The 17,172-nt window shown below is 51.1% G+C and carries 19 protein-coding genes; 12 read left to right on the top strand and 7 right to left on the bottom strand.

The window, feature by feature from the left end; all coding sequences use genetic code 11:
• The first annotated feature begins 21 nt into the window (after positions 1 to 21).
• The 3 genes from AC27N8_RS35555 to AC27N8_RS35545 all read left to right on the top strand — a co-directional run bounded on the left by AC27N8_RS35555 (position 22) and on the right by AC27N8_RS35545 (position 2,645).
• Positions 22 to 1,245 (top strand): sensor histidine kinase, encoded by a 1,224-nt coding sequence (locus tag AC27N8_RS35555; RefSeq protein WP_487074538.1) that lies wholly within the window; start codon positions 22 to 24, stop codon positions 1,243 to 1,245.
• Between the two features lie 49 nt (positions 1,246 to 1,294).
• Positions 1,295 to 1,486, top strand: coding sequence for a hypothetical protein (locus AC27N8_RS35550; protein ID WP_487074536.1), 192 nt, complete (start codon positions 1,295 to 1,297; stop codon positions 1,484 to 1,486).
• A gap of 133 nt (positions 1,487 to 1,619) precedes the next feature.
• Positions 1,620 to 2,645 carry a Gfo/Idh/MocA family protein gene (locus AC27N8_RS35545; RefSeq protein ID WP_487074534.1) on the top strand — a complete coding sequence of 342 codons (1,026 nt, stop codon included), beginning with the start codon at positions 1,620 to 1,622 and terminating at the stop codon, positions 2,643 to 2,645.
• 213 nt (positions 2,646 to 2,858) lie between these two features.
• Here AC27N8_RS35545 and AC27N8_RS35540 read toward each other — a convergent pair whose 3' ends face one another.
• Positions 2,859 to 3,665 (bottom strand): alpha/beta fold hydrolase, encoded by an 807-nt coding sequence (locus AC27N8_RS35540; protein WP_487074532.1) that lies wholly within the window; start codon positions 3,663 to 3,665, stop codon positions 2,859 to 2,861.
• 150 nt (positions 3,666 to 3,815) lie between these two features.
• On the opposite strand from AC27N8_RS35540, the gene AC27N8_RS35535 reads away from it, so the two are divergent.
• On the top strand, positions 3,816 to 4,472 hold the full coding sequence (locus AC27N8_RS35535) for a TetR/AcrR family transcriptional regulator (protein WP_487074530.1): 657 nt from the start codon (positions 3,816 to 3,818) through the stop codon (positions 4,470 to 4,472).
• Positions 4,473 to 4,491: 19 nt separating this feature from the next.
• Here AC27N8_RS35535 and AC27N8_RS35530 read toward each other — a convergent pair whose 3' ends face one another.
• From AC27N8_RS35530 to AC27N8_RS35515, 4 genes are all read right to left on the bottom strand, one after another.
• On the bottom strand, positions 4,492 to 4,902 hold the full coding sequence (locus tag AC27N8_RS35530) for a nitroreductase family deazaflavin-dependent oxidoreductase (RefSeq protein WP_487074528.1): 411 nt from the start codon (positions 4,900 to 4,902) through the stop codon (positions 4,492 to 4,494).
• 222 nt (positions 4,903 to 5,124) lie between these two features.
• On the bottom strand, positions 5,125 to 5,952 hold the full coding sequence (locus AC27N8_RS35525) for an MOSC domain-containing protein (RefSeq protein ID WP_487074526.1): 828 nt from the start codon (positions 5,950 to 5,952) through the stop codon (positions 5,125 to 5,127).
• A gap of 18 nt (positions 5,953 to 5,970) precedes the next feature.
• Complete coding sequence (locus AC27N8_RS35520; RefSeq protein WP_487074820.1) at positions 5,971 to 6,363, bottom strand: NUDIX hydrolase; 393 nt, start codon at positions 6,361 to 6,363, stop codon at positions 5,971 to 5,973.
• Between the two features lie 180 nt (positions 6,364 to 6,543).
• Complete coding sequence (locus AC27N8_RS35515) at positions 6,544 to 6,762, bottom strand: hypothetical protein (RefSeq protein ID WP_487074524.1); 219 nt, start codon at positions 6,760 to 6,762, stop codon at positions 6,544 to 6,546.
• Positions 6,763 to 7,111: 349 nt separating this feature from the next.
• Between AC27N8_RS35515 and AC27N8_RS35510 the strand changes: the two genes are divergently transcribed.
• The 8 genes from AC27N8_RS35510 to AC27N8_RS35475 all read left to right on the top strand — a co-directional run bounded on the left by AC27N8_RS35510 (position 7,112) and on the right by AC27N8_RS35475 (position 15,023).
• A complete protein-coding gene (locus tag AC27N8_RS35510; protein WP_487074522.1) occupies positions 7,112 to 7,441 on the top strand; it encodes a PadR family transcriptional regulator in 330 nt (109 codons plus the stop codon).
• Positions 7,442 to 7,456: 15 nt separating this feature from the next.
• Entirely contained in the window at positions 7,457 to 8,326 is an 870-nt protein-coding gene (locus AC27N8_RS35505; RefSeq protein ID WP_487074520.1) for a pentapeptide repeat-containing protein, read from the top strand.
• 10 nt (positions 8,327 to 8,336) lie between these two features.
• Positions 8,337 to 9,098 carry an ABC transporter ATP-binding protein gene (locus tag AC27N8_RS35500; RefSeq protein ID WP_487074518.1) on the top strand — a complete coding sequence of 254 codons (762 nt, stop codon included), beginning with the start codon at positions 8,337 to 8,339 and terminating at the stop codon, positions 9,096 to 9,098.
• Positions 9,099 to 9,866, top strand: a complete 768-nt coding sequence (locus tag AC27N8_RS35495; protein ID WP_487074516.1) for an ABC transporter permease — start codon at positions 9,099 to 9,101, stop codon at positions 9,864 to 9,866.
• An 82-nt stretch (positions 9,867 to 9,948) separates the two neighbouring features.
• Entirely contained in the window at positions 9,949 to 10,812 is an 864-nt protein-coding gene (locus AC27N8_RS35490; RefSeq protein ID WP_487074514.1) for a pentapeptide repeat-containing protein, read from the top strand.
• Positions 10,813 to 11,046: 234 nt separating this feature from the next.
• Positions 11,047 to 12,750 (top strand): M28 family peptidase, encoded by a 1,704-nt coding sequence (locus tag AC27N8_RS35485; RefSeq protein ID WP_487074512.1) that lies wholly within the window; start codon positions 11,047 to 11,049, stop codon positions 12,748 to 12,750.
• Between the two features lie 317 nt (positions 12,751 to 13,067).
• Positions 13,068 to 13,403: a hypothetical protein gene (locus AC27N8_RS35480; protein ID WP_487074510.1), complete on the top strand. Its 336-nt coding sequence runs from the start codon at positions 13,068 to 13,070 to the stop codon at positions 13,401 to 13,403.
• Positions 13,404 to 13,715: 312 nt separating this feature from the next.
• The gene (locus tag AC27N8_RS35475; RefSeq protein WP_487074508.1) at positions 13,716 to 15,023 is read left to right on the top strand and encodes an amidase; all 1,308 of its coding nucleotides are present in this window, start codon (positions 13,716 to 13,718) and stop codon (positions 15,021 to 15,023) included.
• A 395-nt stretch (positions 15,024 to 15,418) separates the two neighbouring features.
• Here the strand turns inward: AC27N8_RS35475 and AC27N8_RS35470 are convergent, their stop codons facing one another.
• Together AC27N8_RS35470 and AC27N8_RS35465 are read right to left on the bottom strand one after the other, a co-directional pair.
• Positions 15,419 to 16,390, bottom strand: coding sequence for an NAD(P)-dependent alcohol dehydrogenase (locus AC27N8_RS35470; RefSeq protein ID WP_487074506.1), 972 nt, complete (start codon positions 16,388 to 16,390; stop codon positions 15,419 to 15,421).
• Between the two features lie 47 nt (positions 16,391 to 16,437).
• Positions 16,438 to 17,166, bottom strand: coding sequence for a DUF4386 domain-containing protein (locus AC27N8_RS35465; RefSeq protein WP_487074504.1), 729 nt, complete (start codon positions 17,164 to 17,166; stop codon positions 16,438 to 16,440).
• Positions 17,167 to 17,172 lie beyond the last annotated feature (6 nt).

The raw sequence follows: 17,172 nt of genomic DNA, 5'->3' as shown, positions 1-17,172 counted from the left end.
CAAGCAAAGGAGGATTCACTTTTGGCAGGTGCATCTCGTTTTTTTAAGGAGAAATTATGGGTCAAGCAACTAGGAAGCGCCCTCATCTTCCTGCAACACATCCATACACTCCCAATCTCCTGGCTACTCCTCTCGCGCAACAAACGCCTGCTCATTGTAACGATCTCCTACGTCCTGGGAGTCGCCGGACTCTGGATCCTTTTTCCTCTCACGCACAACGGTGCCACGATGTACCTACCGATTATTGCGGCCTGCTGGCTCTTTCGCTATCGTGGCCTGCTTGTCAGCCTGATCCTCAGCGGGATCGCCTTCCAGGTTGTCTATGCCCTGCTGCTTCACGGGATGCTGCCCGATCAAGAATTCCTGGAGGGTGGCGTGATTGGCTTTGGGACCTCGTTTGGCCTGGGCATCGTCATCTGCTGGCTGCGTACCGCGGTTGATATGGTTCAGGCTGCGCGTCAGCGTACACTACAAGCGGAGCAAGAGCGCCAACTCGCCTTACAAGCCGAGCAACGTGTCAAGCTCGCCTACGAGCAGCAGAGAAATATCAATGAGCTCAAAAATCAATTTCTCATCCACATCAGCCACGAACTGCGTACGCCGCTGACGGTAGTGGGAAGTTTCCTGGAGATATTTAAAGACTTCTTCGAAAATTTAGAGCCCGAGGAGCGTCATCAATTATTAACGCACGCCATCAACAGTTATGAAGAACTCGTCAGCCTCGTCGATGGCACACTAGATGCCATTGCAACCACCGGAGCCTTTCCTCTTCCACAGCGTGAAGACGTCAACGTCAGACAAATAGTCCAGAAAGCGCTCGCAAACCTGAATCCTCAAGACATGCAAGCCTACACCATCAACATCCAGATAGCCGAACATGTCAGCGTCTGGGCAGATCCAAACTACCTCTACCGCATCCTGCAAAACCTGCTCAGCAACGTCGTCAAATACGTACCGAAGCAGACAACCGTCCTGATCGAAGCCATCCATCTGGCCCCCAACGCCCCCGTTTATCTCTGCGTACAGGACGCCGGCCCAGGCATCCCCCCGGAGGAACTCCCATCCCTTTTTGAGAAACTGACCCGCCTCAAACGCGACCTGGCCGGCACGATACGCGGCACCGGCCTGGGCCTCTACATCTGCAAATACCTGATCGAAGCCATGAACGGACACATCTGGGTCGAGAGCACAGGACGCCCCGGCGAAGGCAGTCGCTTTATCATAGACCTCCCACCTTCCCAGTAGCATCCTATCCAGGGACCAGTGCATCCAACTCATGCGGAGGAAGTTGTAAATGGCAATAAAGCTCTCTTTCGAGTTGCCTGTGTTGCTCATGGTAGAAACAACAACTTCAGTGACTCGCGTTATTGCAGTTCTGCGTTCGCGACAATTACCGCCTGCCGTTGCTCCAGGAGTTCACGGCACTCCTGGAGAATGGTTGCTGCTACAGCATTCAATTCATCTCATACTCAAAATCCTCTCATAACAGTTATTGACACTAATTACATCATATTATATACTAATGATGTCAATAATAACTCACACCACTTATTTGCTTTTTACCTATCAGAAAACAAAAAAACATCTGTCAGGTACAAGCCAGAACAGGAGAGACACCTATGGAGACTGTGCGCATCGGTATTCTCGGCGCGGCGAAAATTGTTTCAATGGCGCTGATTAAGCCAGCTCAGCAGATCACTGGAGTCACAGTGACAGCGATCGCTGCACGTGACATCACACGTGCGCAGGCATTCGCCAAAAAGCATCAGATCCCGCACGTCTTTGCCAACTATGATGAGCTGTTGCACGATCCCGCCATCGATGCTGTCTATATTCCACTTCCTAATAGCCTGCATGGACGCTGGACGCTACGTGCACTGGAGGCTGGTAAACATGTACTCTGTGAAAAACCCTTTGCCTCAAACGCCGTAGAAGCTGAACGTATGGCGCAAGCTGGACAGCAGAGCGGTCTGGTCTTGATGGAAGCTTTCCATTACCGTTATCACCCACTCGCAGCTCGTATGAAAGAGATCGTCAGCAGTGGTGAGCTAGGCACTCTTCGTCACATTGACGCATCGCTTTGCGTCCCCCTGTTTTTTCGCAACGATATTCGCTATAAGCTTGCTCTAGGAGGCGGAGCCACTATGGACACAGGTTCCTATACTATTAACCTCTTACGCTTCTTAAGCGGGGAGGAGCCAGAAGTTATGCAGGCAACGGCCATACTGGATTCGCCGGGCGTTGATCGCCGCATGGATGCCGATCTACGTTTCCCCAGCGGGATCACAGGCCGTATCAGAGCCTCTCTTTTTTCCAGCGATCTCTTGCGCATCAGTACACGCATCATCGGTGATCAGGGCCACATGAGCGTACTGAACTACCTTGCACCACAAGCCTATCACCGCCTGACCGTGAAGACCACCAGAGAGCAGCGAACAGAACATGTGCGAGGAGACGCGAGCTATACGTATCAACTGCGCGCCTTTGCCAGCGCCATCAACGAAGGTACACCAGTGCTGACCAACGCCAACGACGCGATTGCCAATATGCGGGTAATCGACGCGATATATCATAAGGCTGGATTGCAGCCGCGCACGAGTGCAGAAGATAGTCCCCAGCCCTCATCAGAGGCAAAACAACAATAGCACGAGAGTAGATGGCTCATGCAACCTTATTTGTGATCACGCAAGGAGCGAAGCGTGGTTTGACACATAATTGTGTAGATCCGGGTGTCAAACCACAACAAGCCCCCTGGCACCAGAGGCATAACAAAAGGAGCGATACGGGGCTTGCCAGATTTGGCACCGGTAGTTGTTAGTAGCATCCTATCCAGGAATCATTAAATCCAACTCAGACGATCAAACATCCGACGCCACATGAGTGCTGACCGCGAACCTCTGTATAAGGAGAAGCAAGCGCTCAGGCTGCTCAACTGGCGACATGTGGCTGGCTTCCGGAATGAGCTCAAAACGAGCATTCGGGAACGCCTGGGCATAGGCACGGCCATACTCCAGATCTAATATGCGATCGCTCTCTCCCCACGCTACCAGGACCGGGATATGCACGTGACTGAGCCGTCGTTTCAGCTTCGAATCTGCGCTCATCAGCCCCTGATCATAGATCGCCCCCACCCGAGCGTTGGCCTGGCTAACATCGACCTGCTTCGGAGTTACGATCGCCGGATCGACGCGGAAGGCTGCCGGATTATGGAAGATGAGCGCCGAGATCTCATCAGGCGTTAGATTAGAGATATCAGCCACGGGATGTCCCTCAACCTGAATTCCCGCAGCGTTGATCAGCACGAGACTACTCACCAGCTGCGAAGTATCGCGTAAGACCATGGTCGAGGCGATCCAGCCACCCATCGAATAGCCAATCACCAGGACGTCGCGTAGCTCAAGCTGTTCAAGCAGATCAAGGTAGGCATAGGCAAGATCATCAATACTGTTAAACCACTCCGGACGAGGTTCTCCATCAAAACCTGGATGCGTCGGTACCAGCACGTGAGCATTGGACAGTCCCGCAGCGATGCCAGCCACAGGCTGTGGACCACCGCCTCCATGCAAGATAAGGACAGGGCGGCCACTACCTCGCTCATCAACGCGTATCGTTAAGCCGTCAGCAAAAGACACTCTTCGAGTGCTCAGAGGTGGTAGGTTACTCATACAAATTTCTTCTTTCTTTCAACTGGCAGAACATATACTCACAGGACACTTGACATCGCAAGCGTCAAAGACCATACTAAAGCTCAATGCTCCGATAAACAATCAGCAAGCGTGAGCATCTGTTGAGAATTGAACAGATGGAGGATTTTGTTGAGTACCGAGAAACAAGGACCGATGATGACCTCAACGCGCAGCGTCGATCGACGCATTCAACGCACGCGTCAGGTATTGCAGCAAGCATTCAAGGATGTAGTGCAGGAGAAACATACAACAGCCACAGTAAGTATCCGTGAGATTGAAAAAAGCTTTCTCACGACAAGCATTCAGGACATCACAGAGCGGGCTAACGTCAATCGCGGCACATTTTATCTTCACTTCACCGATAAATACATGCTCATCGATACAGTGATCCGTGAGCAGGTTCGCCTGGCACTCTGCAGCAAGCTTCCACCCACGCCACGCTGGGATCAAACAACCTTGCTGTGCCTGATTCAGGTCGTCCTGCTAAACCTGGAGGAAAAATATCATCATCAGCAGCCAACCGCGCACATTCTCGCGCCGCTGCTTGAAAAGGCCATGCGCGACGAATTGACAAACATACTCTTCACTTTGCTTAAGCAGACAGAGGATGGGAAGAGGAAAAAGATTGCATTATTAGAAACAACCGCTCACGTTGCCAGCTGGACCATCTTTGGAACCGCGATACAGTGGAGCCAGGAGGAAATAACCATTGCGCGGGAGCAGATAGCTCATGCAATCTTCCTTGTGATCACGCAAGGAGCAAGCCCCCCGGCACCAGAGGCATAACAACCGGAATAGCTATCAGCTACTTCGCAGGCCGTTCGAGAGCAATCACAGGAATTTCACGTTCCGTCTTTTTTTGGTACTCAGCATAATTAGGAAAAACCTCAATAGCTTTCTTAAATGCTTTTTCCCGTTCTGCACCTGAAAGAACCTTCGCAGTTGTTTCAAACTTCTCATCTCGCACCTCAACGGTCACATGAGGATTGGCGACCAGGTTGAGATACCACTCAGGATGCTTCGGAGCTCCGCCCTTCGATGCGACCGCAATCACGCGCTCTCCCTCTTCAACCAGCATCAAAGGAGCGATACGGGGCTTTCCAGATTTGGCACCGGTAGTTGTTAGGAGCATCAATGGCCCCCAACCTCCCACCTGGCCTCCATTTGCGCGAAACTCCTCAATCACACCTTTATTACGCTCTTCCCAAGGATTCATAGAGAAAACCTCTTTCGTAAAAGCTACAACTTCCCCCATTTCGACGAGAAACAGCACGGGGGGAACTTACAATTATCACCTACTTAAACAACACCTGGATGCCAGAAAAATATTCCAGCCATATTCAGTCTAACAGACCACACCCACAAACTGATCCGACCAGGCTATATACACATTCAAATAGGAGCTCTACGCGCTGAGAACACTCTACAAAGTAGAGCCTCAAGACTCAAAGCTCACAGGTTCTTGCTGCTCTAAAACCTGGATAGGATCACCCACACGCAGCATCTCCTCCCCGCTTGAGAGAAGATATTGGCCGAAGAGCACTTTCTGCTGCACTGTACGATAACGGGCCAGGGTTGCCAGAGGCTCCTTGCCAGCTGGCTTCCCCGTAGACGCGTCGACCATGATAATAGCGCAACGATTACATGGTTTGACTACATGAAAGACGGACTGTTGGATCTGAATGGTCCGCCAGCCATCTTCGGCAAAGGCAGGAGCGCCGGAGATCACGAGATTCGGTCGAAAGCGCTCCATGGGAACGGGCGTATCCAGGCGTCGATTCAGATCCTCCAACGAGCGCTCTCCCAGCAGATGATATTGAAAGCTGGTAAAAGCTGCCAGTTCATGATTGATCGCATAGTCCGCATCCATAAAGCGTGGTGTACTCTCAGGCATAAAGACCAGACGACACCAGACGTGGAGAAAGCGTTGAAACCAGGCATCGGCCTGCTCACTGACAGACAGCGCCTCACAGCGTCCATTGTACCAGCGCACAACGTTGGCCTGCTCAAGCTGAGATTGCACCGGGATGCGCAACGGTGGCATGCCCGGTGCCTCGACACATAAATGATCGTCCTCGACACCAGCGATGATACGAGCGAGCACTGGATAATCGAGCTGTTGCAGTCCCAGACCAAACTCATTGACAAGCATCCAGCGCCGATCATAGCGCAAGCCACGAGCATCCATCCGAGCCATCTGGACATCCGTACCCGAGCATCCCTTGATAGGATAGAGACGAATGCGGCTCAGCAAGATATCAGACATACATCCCGCTCCCTTATCCTATACAAGCAGGTCTTTCTGCTTCAAATCTTCAAAGATGAGACGATCCACCAGTGAGCAACGCTCTCCATCTGAGTAGTGCAGCCAGGCCACCTCTTCAATCTCAGAGGCCGCCTGGATCTCTCCCGAAAACGCTGCGGTATAACAAAGCATCCTGACCAGCACACCTTCCGGCTTCCCATGGGCCTGAGCCTCAAACTGCCCAAAAAACGTGATTGTCTCCGGAAGCAGGTCAACCGTCAGCTCTTCTTTAATTTCCCTTATTAACGCCTCCTGATCCGTCTCACCCGGCTCACGCTTGCCCCCGGGCAGATAGTACGTATCCTTCCCTTGTGAGCGCGTACCAAGCACACGCTTATTCTCCAGATAAATCCAGGCCAGTTTATCGATTATGCAGCTTTCCTTCTACCAAAAATCTTTCGGGAGGTTGTACGGTACGCCCTCCCCCAAAAGAGACATCCATTGCGCTTTATACAGAGCCAGTGTATCAAATTGGACCGGGGCACGCAAACTTTTTTTGGAAGAACTGCCCATCAACTATGCTCTGCTACAGCCAGAAGGAGAGCCCATCAATTAGAGCATGCGGCCGCAGAGGAGAAAGATGAGTGCCAGTGCCATTCCTGCGCAGAATGAAATGTGCCAGGACACAGTGACCGTATCTGTCGGAACCAACATTTTCAGGCTGCGGCCTTTGCGCTTGTCCTGCTGCTTCGAGGAGCGCAGCATCACCGGAGCTACTTGTCGGGTCGCATAGATGGGACGATATCTGATGGTGCTGCATGGCATATTCATCTGACTGAGCTCCTTCTTGTGGGAGGATACGAAACATGACTGATCTTCTCTGCTTCAAGTGTAGTGCTTTTCTGCCAGACAGAGAAGTGAGTTATCCACCATCTGCCGAGGCAATATCGTGGAGAACTTGTGGAGATCTCAATCGCTCTGTGGATAACGTCTCATGTCGAGCGAAGCGAAGACATCGTAGCGTCGTGCCCTCGGGCACGATGTCCCACTCGACGTACGATCAGACCCGCCAGCTACTGTTATGAAAACATCATGTTTATCAAACAAGGTATTAAAATCATCATACTACCTTGACAGCCACAGTAGTATGATGTATAATCATGCATGTGAGGTGATTGATATGAGTGAAAACAAACTTACTTCCGACCTGCTACGCGGACATACCGATACGATGATTTTACGGCTCTTATCGGAAGCTGACCGTTACGGCTATGAGATTGTCAAGCTGATTGCTGAGCGTTCCGGCGGTGATTATGAATTAAAGGAAGCTACGATGTATTCCAGCGTCCGACGGCTTGAGGTAGACGGTGATATCGAATGGTATTGGGGCGATGAATCTCAGGGAGGAAGGCGTAAATACTTCAGGATTACTGAAAAAGGGAAAGCGACATACGATCGCAACAAAAGCAACTGGGAGTACGCCAAGCGCGTGCTAGATAGCCTGTTATAAAGGAAATGTTGTGTTATGACTGAGCAATTGACAAACTATCTCAATGGAGTGTTTGCTCCCTACGATGGAGTAAAAAGCGCGACCGAACTAAAGGCCGATCTGCTCTCCGATTTGCAGGAGCGCTTCCGTGAACTGAAAGCCGAGGGCAAAGATGATGAAACAGCCTTTACCATGACCATTGATAGTATCGGCGACATTGAGCAAACCGTCCTGGAGGTTGCCGCCCTCTCCCACGCGCTGGAGCGACAGGTGTTAATAAACTTTAGTGCGAGCAACCTGCCACAGAGCGACTTTGCGGGTGTGACCGCGCATCAAGGAAATTTCAAAGGAAGTGCGTTACGCGGCTCTAACTTTACGGGCGCAGACCTGACCGGAAGTTCGTTTCGAGGGAGCGACGTCCGTGAAGCCATTTTTGATGGCGCGAATCTGACCGATTGCAACTTATCCGCCCTTGATCTCGCAAACGCGAGCTTCCGTGCATCAATCCTTGTTCGCACCAACTTCAGCACGTCGGGAGTCGCCGGAGCACAGTTCATCGGTGTCAAACTGACCGATGTCAATTTAGCTCAGACCGACCTGAGAAAAACGACCTTTGAAAGCTGTATCTTCATCGGCGTGGACTTCAAATATGCGGATCTGCGCGGCCTGCGATTTGATGGGCAGACCTTCATCGGCGTCGCATTTGACAAGGCAGCACTGAATGGAGTTTCGTTTCAGGGCGCAACACTCAAAAATGTATCATTCGTCTCGGCATACGCCTTATCTAAGAAATACTACCGTGCTATTAAATCCATGAACTTTGAGGGTGCAATGATGGATAAGCTCACCTATGCCGCGCTCAAAGGCATGGAAACCGATCTATCGAAGGTGATTGTTCTATCATGAGGAAAATATCATGCCAAATATATCAATTCAAGTAGAAGATCTGCAGAAATCATATAAGAAGCTCAATGTCTTAAAAAACGTCCATTTCACAGTGGAACATGGCAGCATTTTCGCCCTGCTTGGCTCTAACGGCGCAGGCAAGACAACGATCATCAAAATTCTCACTACGCTGCTCAAACAGGACGGGGGAACCGCCATCGTTAACGGCTTTGATGTAGCATCAAAGCCAGACTACGTACGGCAATCAATCAGTCTGACCGGACAATTCGCCGCCGTGGATGAGATTTTGACCGGACAAGAAAATCTTATCATGATCGCCCGGCTCCGACACCTCAAAAATCCGCGCCAGGTTGCCGACGATCTGCTGACGCGCTTCGGTTTAACCGAAGCCGCCAACCGCAGAGTATCTACCTATTCAGGCGGTATGCGCCGCAAGCTTGACCTCGCCATGAGTCTGATAGGGAAGCCGCAGATCATTTTCCTCGACGAGCCGACCACTGGACTTGACCCCGAGGCGCGCATCGAGGTATGGAAAATCGTGAAGGAGCTTGCCGATGGCGGTATAACCGTCTTCCTGACCACGCAGTACCTTGATGAGGCTGAACAGCTTGCTGATCACATTGCCATTCTCCATGAGGGAAAGATTATCGCCAGCGGCACACTCCCAGAGCTCAAAAAGCTGTTCCCGCCTGCTCAGGTAGAGTATGTTGAAAAACAACCGACATTAGAGGAAATCTTCCTTGCCATCATAGGTAAAAAGGAGAAAGAGTAAATGGAGACGCTACAGAAACACTTTTTCATCGATATGAGCGTGATGCTCGGTCGCTCCATGCGCCATATTTTCCGCAGCATGGACACCATCATCACGGTCACCATCATGCCTATCATGTTCATGTTGATATTCGTATACGTATTCGGCGGCGCCATTCAAACCGGGACGGCTAATTATGTCAATTACCTGTTACCTGGTATCTTACTGATTGCTATTGCGAGCGGGATATCCTATACAGCTTTCCGTTTGTTTACCGATGTGCAACAGGGCATATTTGAGCGCTTTCGCTCCATGCCGATTGCACCTTCGACTATGCTGTGGGGACACGTCCTGACCTCGCTGGTATCCAACGCAATTTCGGTTGTTGTGATCATTCTCGTCGCATTGATTATGGGTTTTCGTTCATCGGCAGGCATCCTATCATGGCTGGCCGTCGCCGGCATACTCGCACTGTTCACGTTAGCATTAACCTGGGTTGCCGTGATTCCCGGACTGACCGCAAAAACGACAGACGGCGCAACCACATTTTCTTATCCAATTATCTTCCTACCGTTTGTCAGCTCGGCATTTGTGCCCACCAGATCGATGCCCCTGGTAGTCAGGATCTTTGCCGAAAACCAGCCAGTGACCGCGATCGTAGAAACCATCCGTGCGCTACTGTCTGGACAGCCAGTGTCTCATGATATATGGGTTGCTCTTGCATGGTGCGTCGGCATTCTGGTTGTAGCCTACATCTTCGCCATGAGGGCATACAAAAAGCACGCGTGACAAGATGGCAGCATCTAAGGATATGAATGAAGCACGTACTGGATAACTTATTATAAGCCTATTGTAAAGGAAAGATGATGTTATGAACGAGAAATTAACCAACTATATCAACGGCGTGTTTGCTCCCTACGAAGAGGGAAAAAGCATCACTGAATTAAAGGCCGATCTGCTCTCCGATTTGCAGGAGCGCTTCCGTGAACTGAAAGCCGAGGGCAAGGATGATGAAACAGCTTTCAACATGACCATTGATAGTGTTGGCGACATTGAGCAAACCGTCCTGGAGGTTGCTGCACTCTCCCGCTCGCTGGAGCGACAGGTGGCCATCAATCTCAGTGCGAGCAATCTAGTGCAGAGCGACTTTGCAGGCGTGATCGCACATCAAGGGAATTTTCACGCGAGTGCATTGCGCGGCTCTGACTTTACGGGTGCAGACTTGACCGGCAGCTCGTTTCGAAATAGCGATGTCCGTGAAGCCAACTTTACGAGCGCCAATCTGACCGATTGCGACTTCTCCACCCTGGACCTGGCGGATGCAAACTTCCGTGAAGCCATCCTGGTACGCACTAACTTCAACAAGTCGGCGCTGGCCGGAGCACAATTCATCGGCGTCAGGTTCACCGATGTCAACTTCAAATACACTGACCTGCGCAAAACCACCTTTGAAAACTGTACCTTTCTCGGTGTGGGCTTCCACTATTCCGATCTGTACGGGCTGCGCTTGGATGGACAGACCTTCATCGGCGTCACATTTGACCTACCAGGACTCAAGGATGTATCGTTTCAGGGCGCGACCCTCAAAAACGTGTCGTTCCGTCCGGTGGGGATCTGGTCTCTGAAGCGTGCCATCCAATCCATGAACTTTGAGGGTGCGATGATGGATAAGCTTACCTATGCCGCACTCAAAGGTCTGGGAGCTGATATCTCGAAAGTCACGGTTCTCTCATAGAACAATATCCGAGCAAAGGTGCTCACAACATCATTGCGCTCTATTAGCACTTACGTACATCCTTATGACATTAAGCCAACAGGATGTACGTAAGTGCGTGCGGGTAGTTCTCCTACCCAGACCTATAAAATGTGACAGTTGCCTTCTTTCTGACGAAGTACTAGATAACTTGTGCTTTATAACGCACATTGTATGCGGAAAGCACAAAAAGAAAGAGGAGAAGGTGATTACACTATGTTTAGATTAAATAAACAAAGAGTGCATTCTTATAAGTGGCTAACGCACATCCAACCAATACCTCGCACTTGTCTCTTTGTCTTCCTTGTTGTACTGGCTGCTTGCACAACCGCTCCACAGCAAAATAGCAAGACCGGTACGCCGTCCATAGCGACCACAAAAACTCCTGAAGCGGCTACCTATGCATTCCCCGCACTGGATGCAAATTATGTTTATGATCAGCTTTATTACATGTCAACCACATTTCAGCAGCGCGAGTCAGGCTTCGATCTCTCTGCCGAGCACAATGGACATAAAGCGTTTGCGCAGTACTGGGCGCAAGTAATGCAGCAAAATTTCCAGGGATTTGCGCCTCAGGTCACCTACAATTATTTTAAAGCAGGTTGGATCAGTCGCCCTGGAGACTCGTCCGGCTACAATGTCGAAGTAACCATCCCCGGAGCGGTCCATCCCGAACAGGTTGTAGTCGTAGGCAGCCACTACGATGGCATGCATGTCTCGCAAGGCTCAGCTTTCGATGATACCAGCGGCTGTGCGATCATGTTAGGACAGGCCAAAGCTCTCGCCGACTACTGGCGGGACCATCATCTCTATCCCGCTCGTACGCTACGCTTTGTGATCTTTGATGCCGAAGAAGAAGGTGTACTTGGTTCCTACGACTATGTAAATAGCACCGTCAATGGTGATACCGCCAATATTGTTGCGATGATCAACGAGGAGCAATCGGGCTTCTCCTATCCGGTACGCTTCCAGGGCAAAGCCAGCAATCCATTCATCCCGTTGCATATCTGGAATAAGAATACTACTTCACAGACCTACTTTGCCGATCTGATTCGCTCCGCTCTGCCGGCGGTCGCCAGCGAAATGCGCATGATGGGTTACACGTCTGCTCTGTACCATGATAATCAGGGGAAAGATGTTCAGCAGCCCATCTTCACCGATGACCAGATTTCACATATTCTGGTTACAGGGGATCCTCTGGGTGGTAGCGACGATGCAGCATTCGATCAGGCCAATGTATCCGCCCTGACCTTCATCGCAGGTGATGACGGTCTCTTTAATCCTCAGACCGGACGCTTTGAAGGTGGCAGTGTTCCTGCCAATCAAAGATACCCTTATGATTCTCACTATGACACCATTCAACTCATGAATGGCTATGCCAACGGCGAGACCCGCAAATCCCAGGCCTTGACGCTGTCCCTTGATTTTCAGACCATGCTCGCTGCCTGGATGATCGATCAGCCAGCCATGCTTGGCCATATCGACATTGATCATCTTGCTCCTGGCCCTCTTGCCGCCATCAGCAGTGTGGGTATCTTACAGCCAGGAGTCCCTCTCAAGCTAAACGCCCTGGCCTCCTTTGACCCTCGCGACCCACAGAGCAAATTGAAGGCTCATTGGGATTTTGGTGATAATGTCCAGGCGGATGGTCTCTCCATTCAACACACCTATTCTCAAGGCGGAACCTATCCCCTTACCCTGACGATCCAGGATGCAAATGGGAGCCGCCAGGTGAGCAAAAAGCTGGTCGTAACACCCACTGCATTGATTTATCCAAATATTTTGCTCTCCATCCATCGCTATGACCCGGTACTGGCTATGGGTGATTACTCCCCTGGATCAGATTTCGTGCTTCCTCCAATCACTCAAAATGGTGACGGCTTGACCAGTAGCGATCACTTCCCAGGTCACAATCCATGATGATGAGAAAGGCAGCAGATCACACTGTCTCGATATTGCTCTGTCAAAGGTCATCGCGTCTTCACCGTATGGGAGACGTGTCTCCAAAACAGGTCCGAAAGGCGATAGGGTGAAACGCTCAACGACGTAGTACACGGTCAAAAGTCATAGCAACGTCGTCGAAGCGACTGGGATGATCCCTTGAACGAGGCATCCACGTTTGCCGACGTAGCGCCGTGGTCTTGTAATTCGCTTGATCGCGACGTACCCGGCGGCCTCGTGACGTACGTACTGTTCAATTTTGTCACTCAATAGTGAAAGAAGAGAAAAATCATGCGATGAAGATCGTTCTGCCTGTTATTCTTGCTCGAAAAGAAATGCAATTGTGCATGTGGGGGCTGATATTCAGCAGTTTCGCACGTGAACTGGCCGCCGGGTACGTCGCGATCAAGCGAATTACAAGACCACGGCGCTACGTCGGCGAGCCTCTCACCTCATTGGGATCGCGTTTTCAATGCGACATCGGCGCGATGACCTTTGACAGAGTAGTAGCGGCGCGGCTCCGCCGTGCTGTCACTGGACGCACGACACGGTTCCACGTGCTGATGGAAGCAACGCCGACGAGGCAATCCAAAGTGGGAAGATATCACAATGGAACCTCATGGGGAGCGTGACCGTACGAGTCACAGACAGCACGGAGGTACGTCGCGATCAAGCGAATTGCAACAGATCATCCTTTTTGTCCGTCAAAGGTCATCGCAATGTGCTTCCGAAATCTCGTCAAGTGGGTAGGTTCGCTCGATGGGGAGCCAAAGCACCCGGCCCCGAGGAGTAGCTTCTACGTTGTGCGCCACGAGCTCTGCGCGAGGGGTTGTCAGCCACATATGCTATGCTATTACAATATCCAGTAAGCGACTCCATCCACCAGGCTCTTCAGCCTTGTACTTTGCTCGCCATATGTAGATACAAAAGGTAGGCCATAAACAATGTTATCATTCACCGCCCCGCTCCCACTGGAGACTACAGTAGCCGAGTTACGCTCGGGTCGACGTGATCTGCTAGCCTTCATCCACACAATCTGTGATCGTGCCGATGAGATAGAGCCCCACATCCAGGCGTTTTTGCCGGAGCCGGGACGACGCTCACGTCTGCTTGCGGAAGCGGCCAGCTTACAGCAACGTTTCCCAGATCCAGAGCATCGCCCACTTTTATATGGTGCTCTCTTGGGCGTCAAAGATATATGTCGAACGGATAGCTTTCCAACACAGGCAGGATCACAACTACCAGTATCCTTATTTGCAGGTCCAGAGGCAAGCTGTGTCACCAGGCTACATGAAGCGGGAGCATTAATATTTGCCAAAACAGTGACGGCAGAGTTTGCATCCGACGAGCCAGGACCAACCCGCAACCCACACAACCTTGAGCATACACCAGGAGGATCAAGTAGTGGATCGGCCGCAGCCATCGCCGCAGGGATCTGCACGTTAGCGATCGGCACACAGACCGCAGGATCAATCATCCGGCCAGCCGCATTCTGTGGCATTATTGGTTTTAAGCCAACCTACAAACGTATCGCCATAGATGGTGTGATTCCTCATTCGGTCTCAGTGGACACCATCGGCTTGTTCACTCAGGATATCGCAGGCATAACCACAGCCGCCTCCTTGCTCTGCCGTAACTGGACAGAAATATCTACGACAAAGATGCCCGTACTGGCCATCCCCACTGGCCCCTATCTTACGCAAGCGTCACCTGAAGCGTTAGTGTGCTTCGAAAAAAATCTAAGACAATTAGAAAAGGCTGGATATACAATCAAACGTGTAGCAGCCCTCAACGATATTCAGGACATCAACACAAAACATCGACATTTGAGCATGGCAGAGATGGCTCAAGCACATACCAACTGGTTTGCCGACTATGCAGAGCTCTATCGCCCGCGCACCGCAGAGAGAATCCATGCTGGACAGCAGATACCCACCGAGTTGGTGATGCAAGCTCATGCTGACCGTGAGATCGTTCGTATTGCGCTAGAAACGTTAATGAAGCAAGAAGGTATTGATCTCTGGATCTGTCCAGCCGCCAGCGGACCTGCTCCGAAAGGTATCAAGACAACCGGCGATCCAGTGATGAACGTTCCCTGGTCATATGCAGGCATGCCTGCCCTGACGCTGCCAGCAGGGCAAGCCAAAAATGGATTACCTCTGGGTTTACAAATCGTAGCTCCTGCAATGGTCGATGAACAACTCCTGAGATGGGCCAAACCTATAGCTGATACGCTAGCAACATCCACCTGAGTAAAGGAGATGATTGCCAGAATAAAAGAGGCGTATCCCCCTTCCCATTGCGGCATTAGCCGTGCGATTTTTGCCAGAATAGCTACCTGCAACCAATAGACAGATAAATTTACTCGCTTCATGGGCCGGTGCGACGTGGTATCGCTGTGTCAAAGAGACCGAACCTCTCACGTAATGAGCGAAATTCCTCCCATGAAGCGAGCAAATTTATATCCCGGGTGTCTCAATTCAGCACAGGAAGCGCTCTTTTTTGAGAAAGGTAATCAGCGCCGAAGCTGGTTTGCCCTCCGCTCTCTCTCGATCCGCATTGAGGTATCTATGAGACCGCATAGACGGTAAAGGCGACACCAGCGCTCACGGCCTGGGCACATCGAGTGTTGTCAGGTGTGATTGTTCTATTGCACAGTAATGACGACATCTCCCTTTTTGTGTCCCTGGTCAACGTGCCTGTGGGCCTCGACGATCTGCTCCAAGGGATAGCATCTGTCAATGACAGGTTTGATCTTGCCCGCTTCAACGAGTTCTTTGAGGTACATGAGATCCTCAGTCTTTGGGGTTGCCGCCCCGCCTATGAGTGTCCTGCTGCTTGTCACTCCCGCCCAGAGCATTCGAAGACTGAGTGCTGGCGGAGCAACAGGTTGCAGATACACTCCATCTTTCTTGAGTAATCTCAGACAGCCTGGAAATGAAGTCTTGCCTACCGCGTCAAAAAGCATATCATAAGTCTCACCACTGCTGGTGAAATCCTCTTTTGTGTAATCGATGACCTGATCGGCCCCCAGCGATTTCACCAATGCGACATTCGTCGTACTGCACACTCCGGTAACGAGAGCACCAAAGTGCTTTGCGAGCTGGACGGCCCACGTTCCGACGCTGCCAGAAGCGCCATAGATCAACACCTGTTGTCCGCTGTGGATCTTCCCTTGTTTGAGGAAGTGCAAGGCTGTGATGCCTCCAAAAGGAATGCCGGCGGCTTCCTCATAGGTGACAGTCGATGGTTTGAATGCTATCGCGCTGTTTTCTGGCAGACAGGTATACTCGGCATACGTACTGAATCTGGCAATATCATAGGCAAACACCTGATCCCCACTTTTAAAGCGTTTGACCTCTTTCCCTACCGCTTCAACTTCCCCGGCTACGACCATCCCCGGGATAGCTTTTTTGGGTTTTCTCAGGCCAATCAGGAGTCGAGCGGGGAGCCAGTAAGAGAGAGGCACCGTGAAACTTCGCACTCTGGCTTCCCCTGCGGTGATGGTGGTCGCAGAGACTTTCACCAGGATTTCATTGTCCCTGGGGACAGGTTTGGCAACCTCCTGGAGCTGAAGAACCTCGGGTGATCCATATTGGGTACATATGATGGCTTTCATTTGATCATCCTTTCTTCTTTGAAGACGCTCATTTTATCTCGTTACTACTATTTTTCAGGCAGTGAAGCGATGGCCGACGGATTGAAGCCCTTGAAAATGAGCCAGCCTTCTAGAACGATTTCGTTGAAGAAGATGGGAAGAATCAGTACGGTGAAGAAGGGCGAAAGAGGTTTTACGCCGAACATCACGAGGATAGCCGCTGCGAGCGAGAGCGTAGCTGCAATCAAACCCCAACCTGATAGCCAGCGAGGAATGAGTCGTGATTGATAGAAGATGACATAATACATCAGCGCACCCAGGCTAAAAGCGCCGACCCCAAACACATAGCTTGCATACGCTCGCGCGGCCTGGATGAGCATGCCTACGATTTGATAGACAGAAGCCTCTGGCGCTCCTGCTCTGACAAAGTTCTGGCTTAACGTCACTAGCGAGAGGATACCAATGACATTTACGAGATAGAAGACGGGCTCAAGCAGCCTGAAACCAACCGCTCCCAGAGCCAGAGCTTCATTCTGTTTCTTCAAGACGGGATACAGCGAAATGGCAATACACCCAGAGAACACCGCCGCGAGAAAAAGAAAAAGCGCTCCGATGAGCACCTGGGTGCTGTTTGCAGCAATGCCCGTGAGATAGTTTGGAGCATTCAGAATCGCTTCGGTGAAAGACATAGGGAGAGCCGTCACCGTCCCGGCAAGAAACAAGATTCCTGCAATTCTTGCCGTCTTTCTGTAGGAATTCAAGGGTTTCTCCTCTGTGTTGATGTCGATGGCTTTCATGTGTTG

Source organism: Dictyobacter sp. Z7_2, from assembly GCF_057551105.1.
Note: the sequence above shows the minus strand (reverse complement) of the source record. Positions and strands in the feature narration are given on the sequence as shown.

Excerpts from the sequence above, each read along its gene's own strand:
- AC27N8_RS35550 (WP_487074536.1), top strand. The coding sequence starts at position 1,295 with ATGGCAATAAAGCTCTCTTTCGAGTTGCCTGTGTTGCTCATGGTAGAA.
- AC27N8_RS35545 (WP_487074534.1), top strand. The coding sequence starts at position 1,620 with ATGGAGACTGTGCGCATCGGTATTCTCGGCGCGGCGAAAATTGTTTCA.
- AC27N8_RS35540 (WP_487074532.1), bottom strand. The coding sequence starts at position 3,665 with ATGAGTAACCTACCACCTCTGAGCACTCGAAGAGTGTCTTTTGCTGAC.
- AC27N8_RS35530 (WP_487074528.1), bottom strand. The coding sequence starts at position 4,902 with ATGAATCCTTGGGAAGAGCGTAATAAAGGTGTGATTGAGGAGTTTCGC.
- AC27N8_RS35525 (WP_487074526.1), bottom strand. The coding sequence starts at position 5,952 with ATGTCTGATATCTTGCTGAGCCGCATTCGTCTCTATCCTATCAAGGGA.
- AC27N8_RS35515 (WP_487074524.1), bottom strand. The coding sequence starts at position 6,762 with ATGAATATGCCATGCAGCACCATCAGATATCGTCCCATCTATGCGACC.
- AC27N8_RS35510 (WP_487074522.1), top strand. The coding sequence starts at position 7,112 with ATGAGTGAAAACAAACTTACTTCCGACCTGCTACGCGGACATACCGAT.
- AC27N8_RS35505 (WP_487074520.1), top strand. The coding sequence starts at position 7,457 with ATGACTGAGCAATTGACAAACTATCTCAATGGAGTGTTTGCTCCCTAC.
- AC27N8_RS35500 (WP_487074518.1), top strand. The coding sequence starts at position 8,337 with ATGCCAAATATATCAATTCAAGTAGAAGATCTGCAGAAATCATATAAG.
- AC27N8_RS35495 (WP_487074516.1), top strand. The coding sequence starts at position 9,099 with ATGGAGACGCTACAGAAACACTTTTTCATCGATATGAGCGTGATGCTC.
- AC27N8_RS35490 (WP_487074514.1), top strand. The coding sequence starts at position 9,949 with ATGAACGAGAAATTAACCAACTATATCAACGGCGTGTTTGCTCCCTAC.
- AC27N8_RS35485 (WP_487074512.1), top strand. The coding sequence starts at position 11,047 with ATGTTTAGATTAAATAAACAAAGAGTGCATTCTTATAAGTGGCTAACG.
- AC27N8_RS35480 (WP_487074510.1), top strand. The coding sequence starts at position 13,068 with ATGAAGATCGTTCTGCCTGTTATTCTTGCTCGAAAAGAAATGCAATTG.
- AC27N8_RS35475 (WP_487074508.1), top strand. The coding sequence starts at position 13,716 with ATGTTATCATTCACCGCCCCGCTCCCACTGGAGACTACAGTAGCCGAG.
- AC27N8_RS35470 (WP_487074506.1), bottom strand. The coding sequence starts at position 16,390 with ATGAAAGCCATCATATGTACCCAATATGGATCACCCGAGGTTCTTCAG.
- AC27N8_RS35465 (WP_487074504.1), bottom strand. The coding sequence starts at position 17,166 with ATGAAAGCCATCGACATCAACACAGAGGAGAAACCCTTGAATTCCTAC.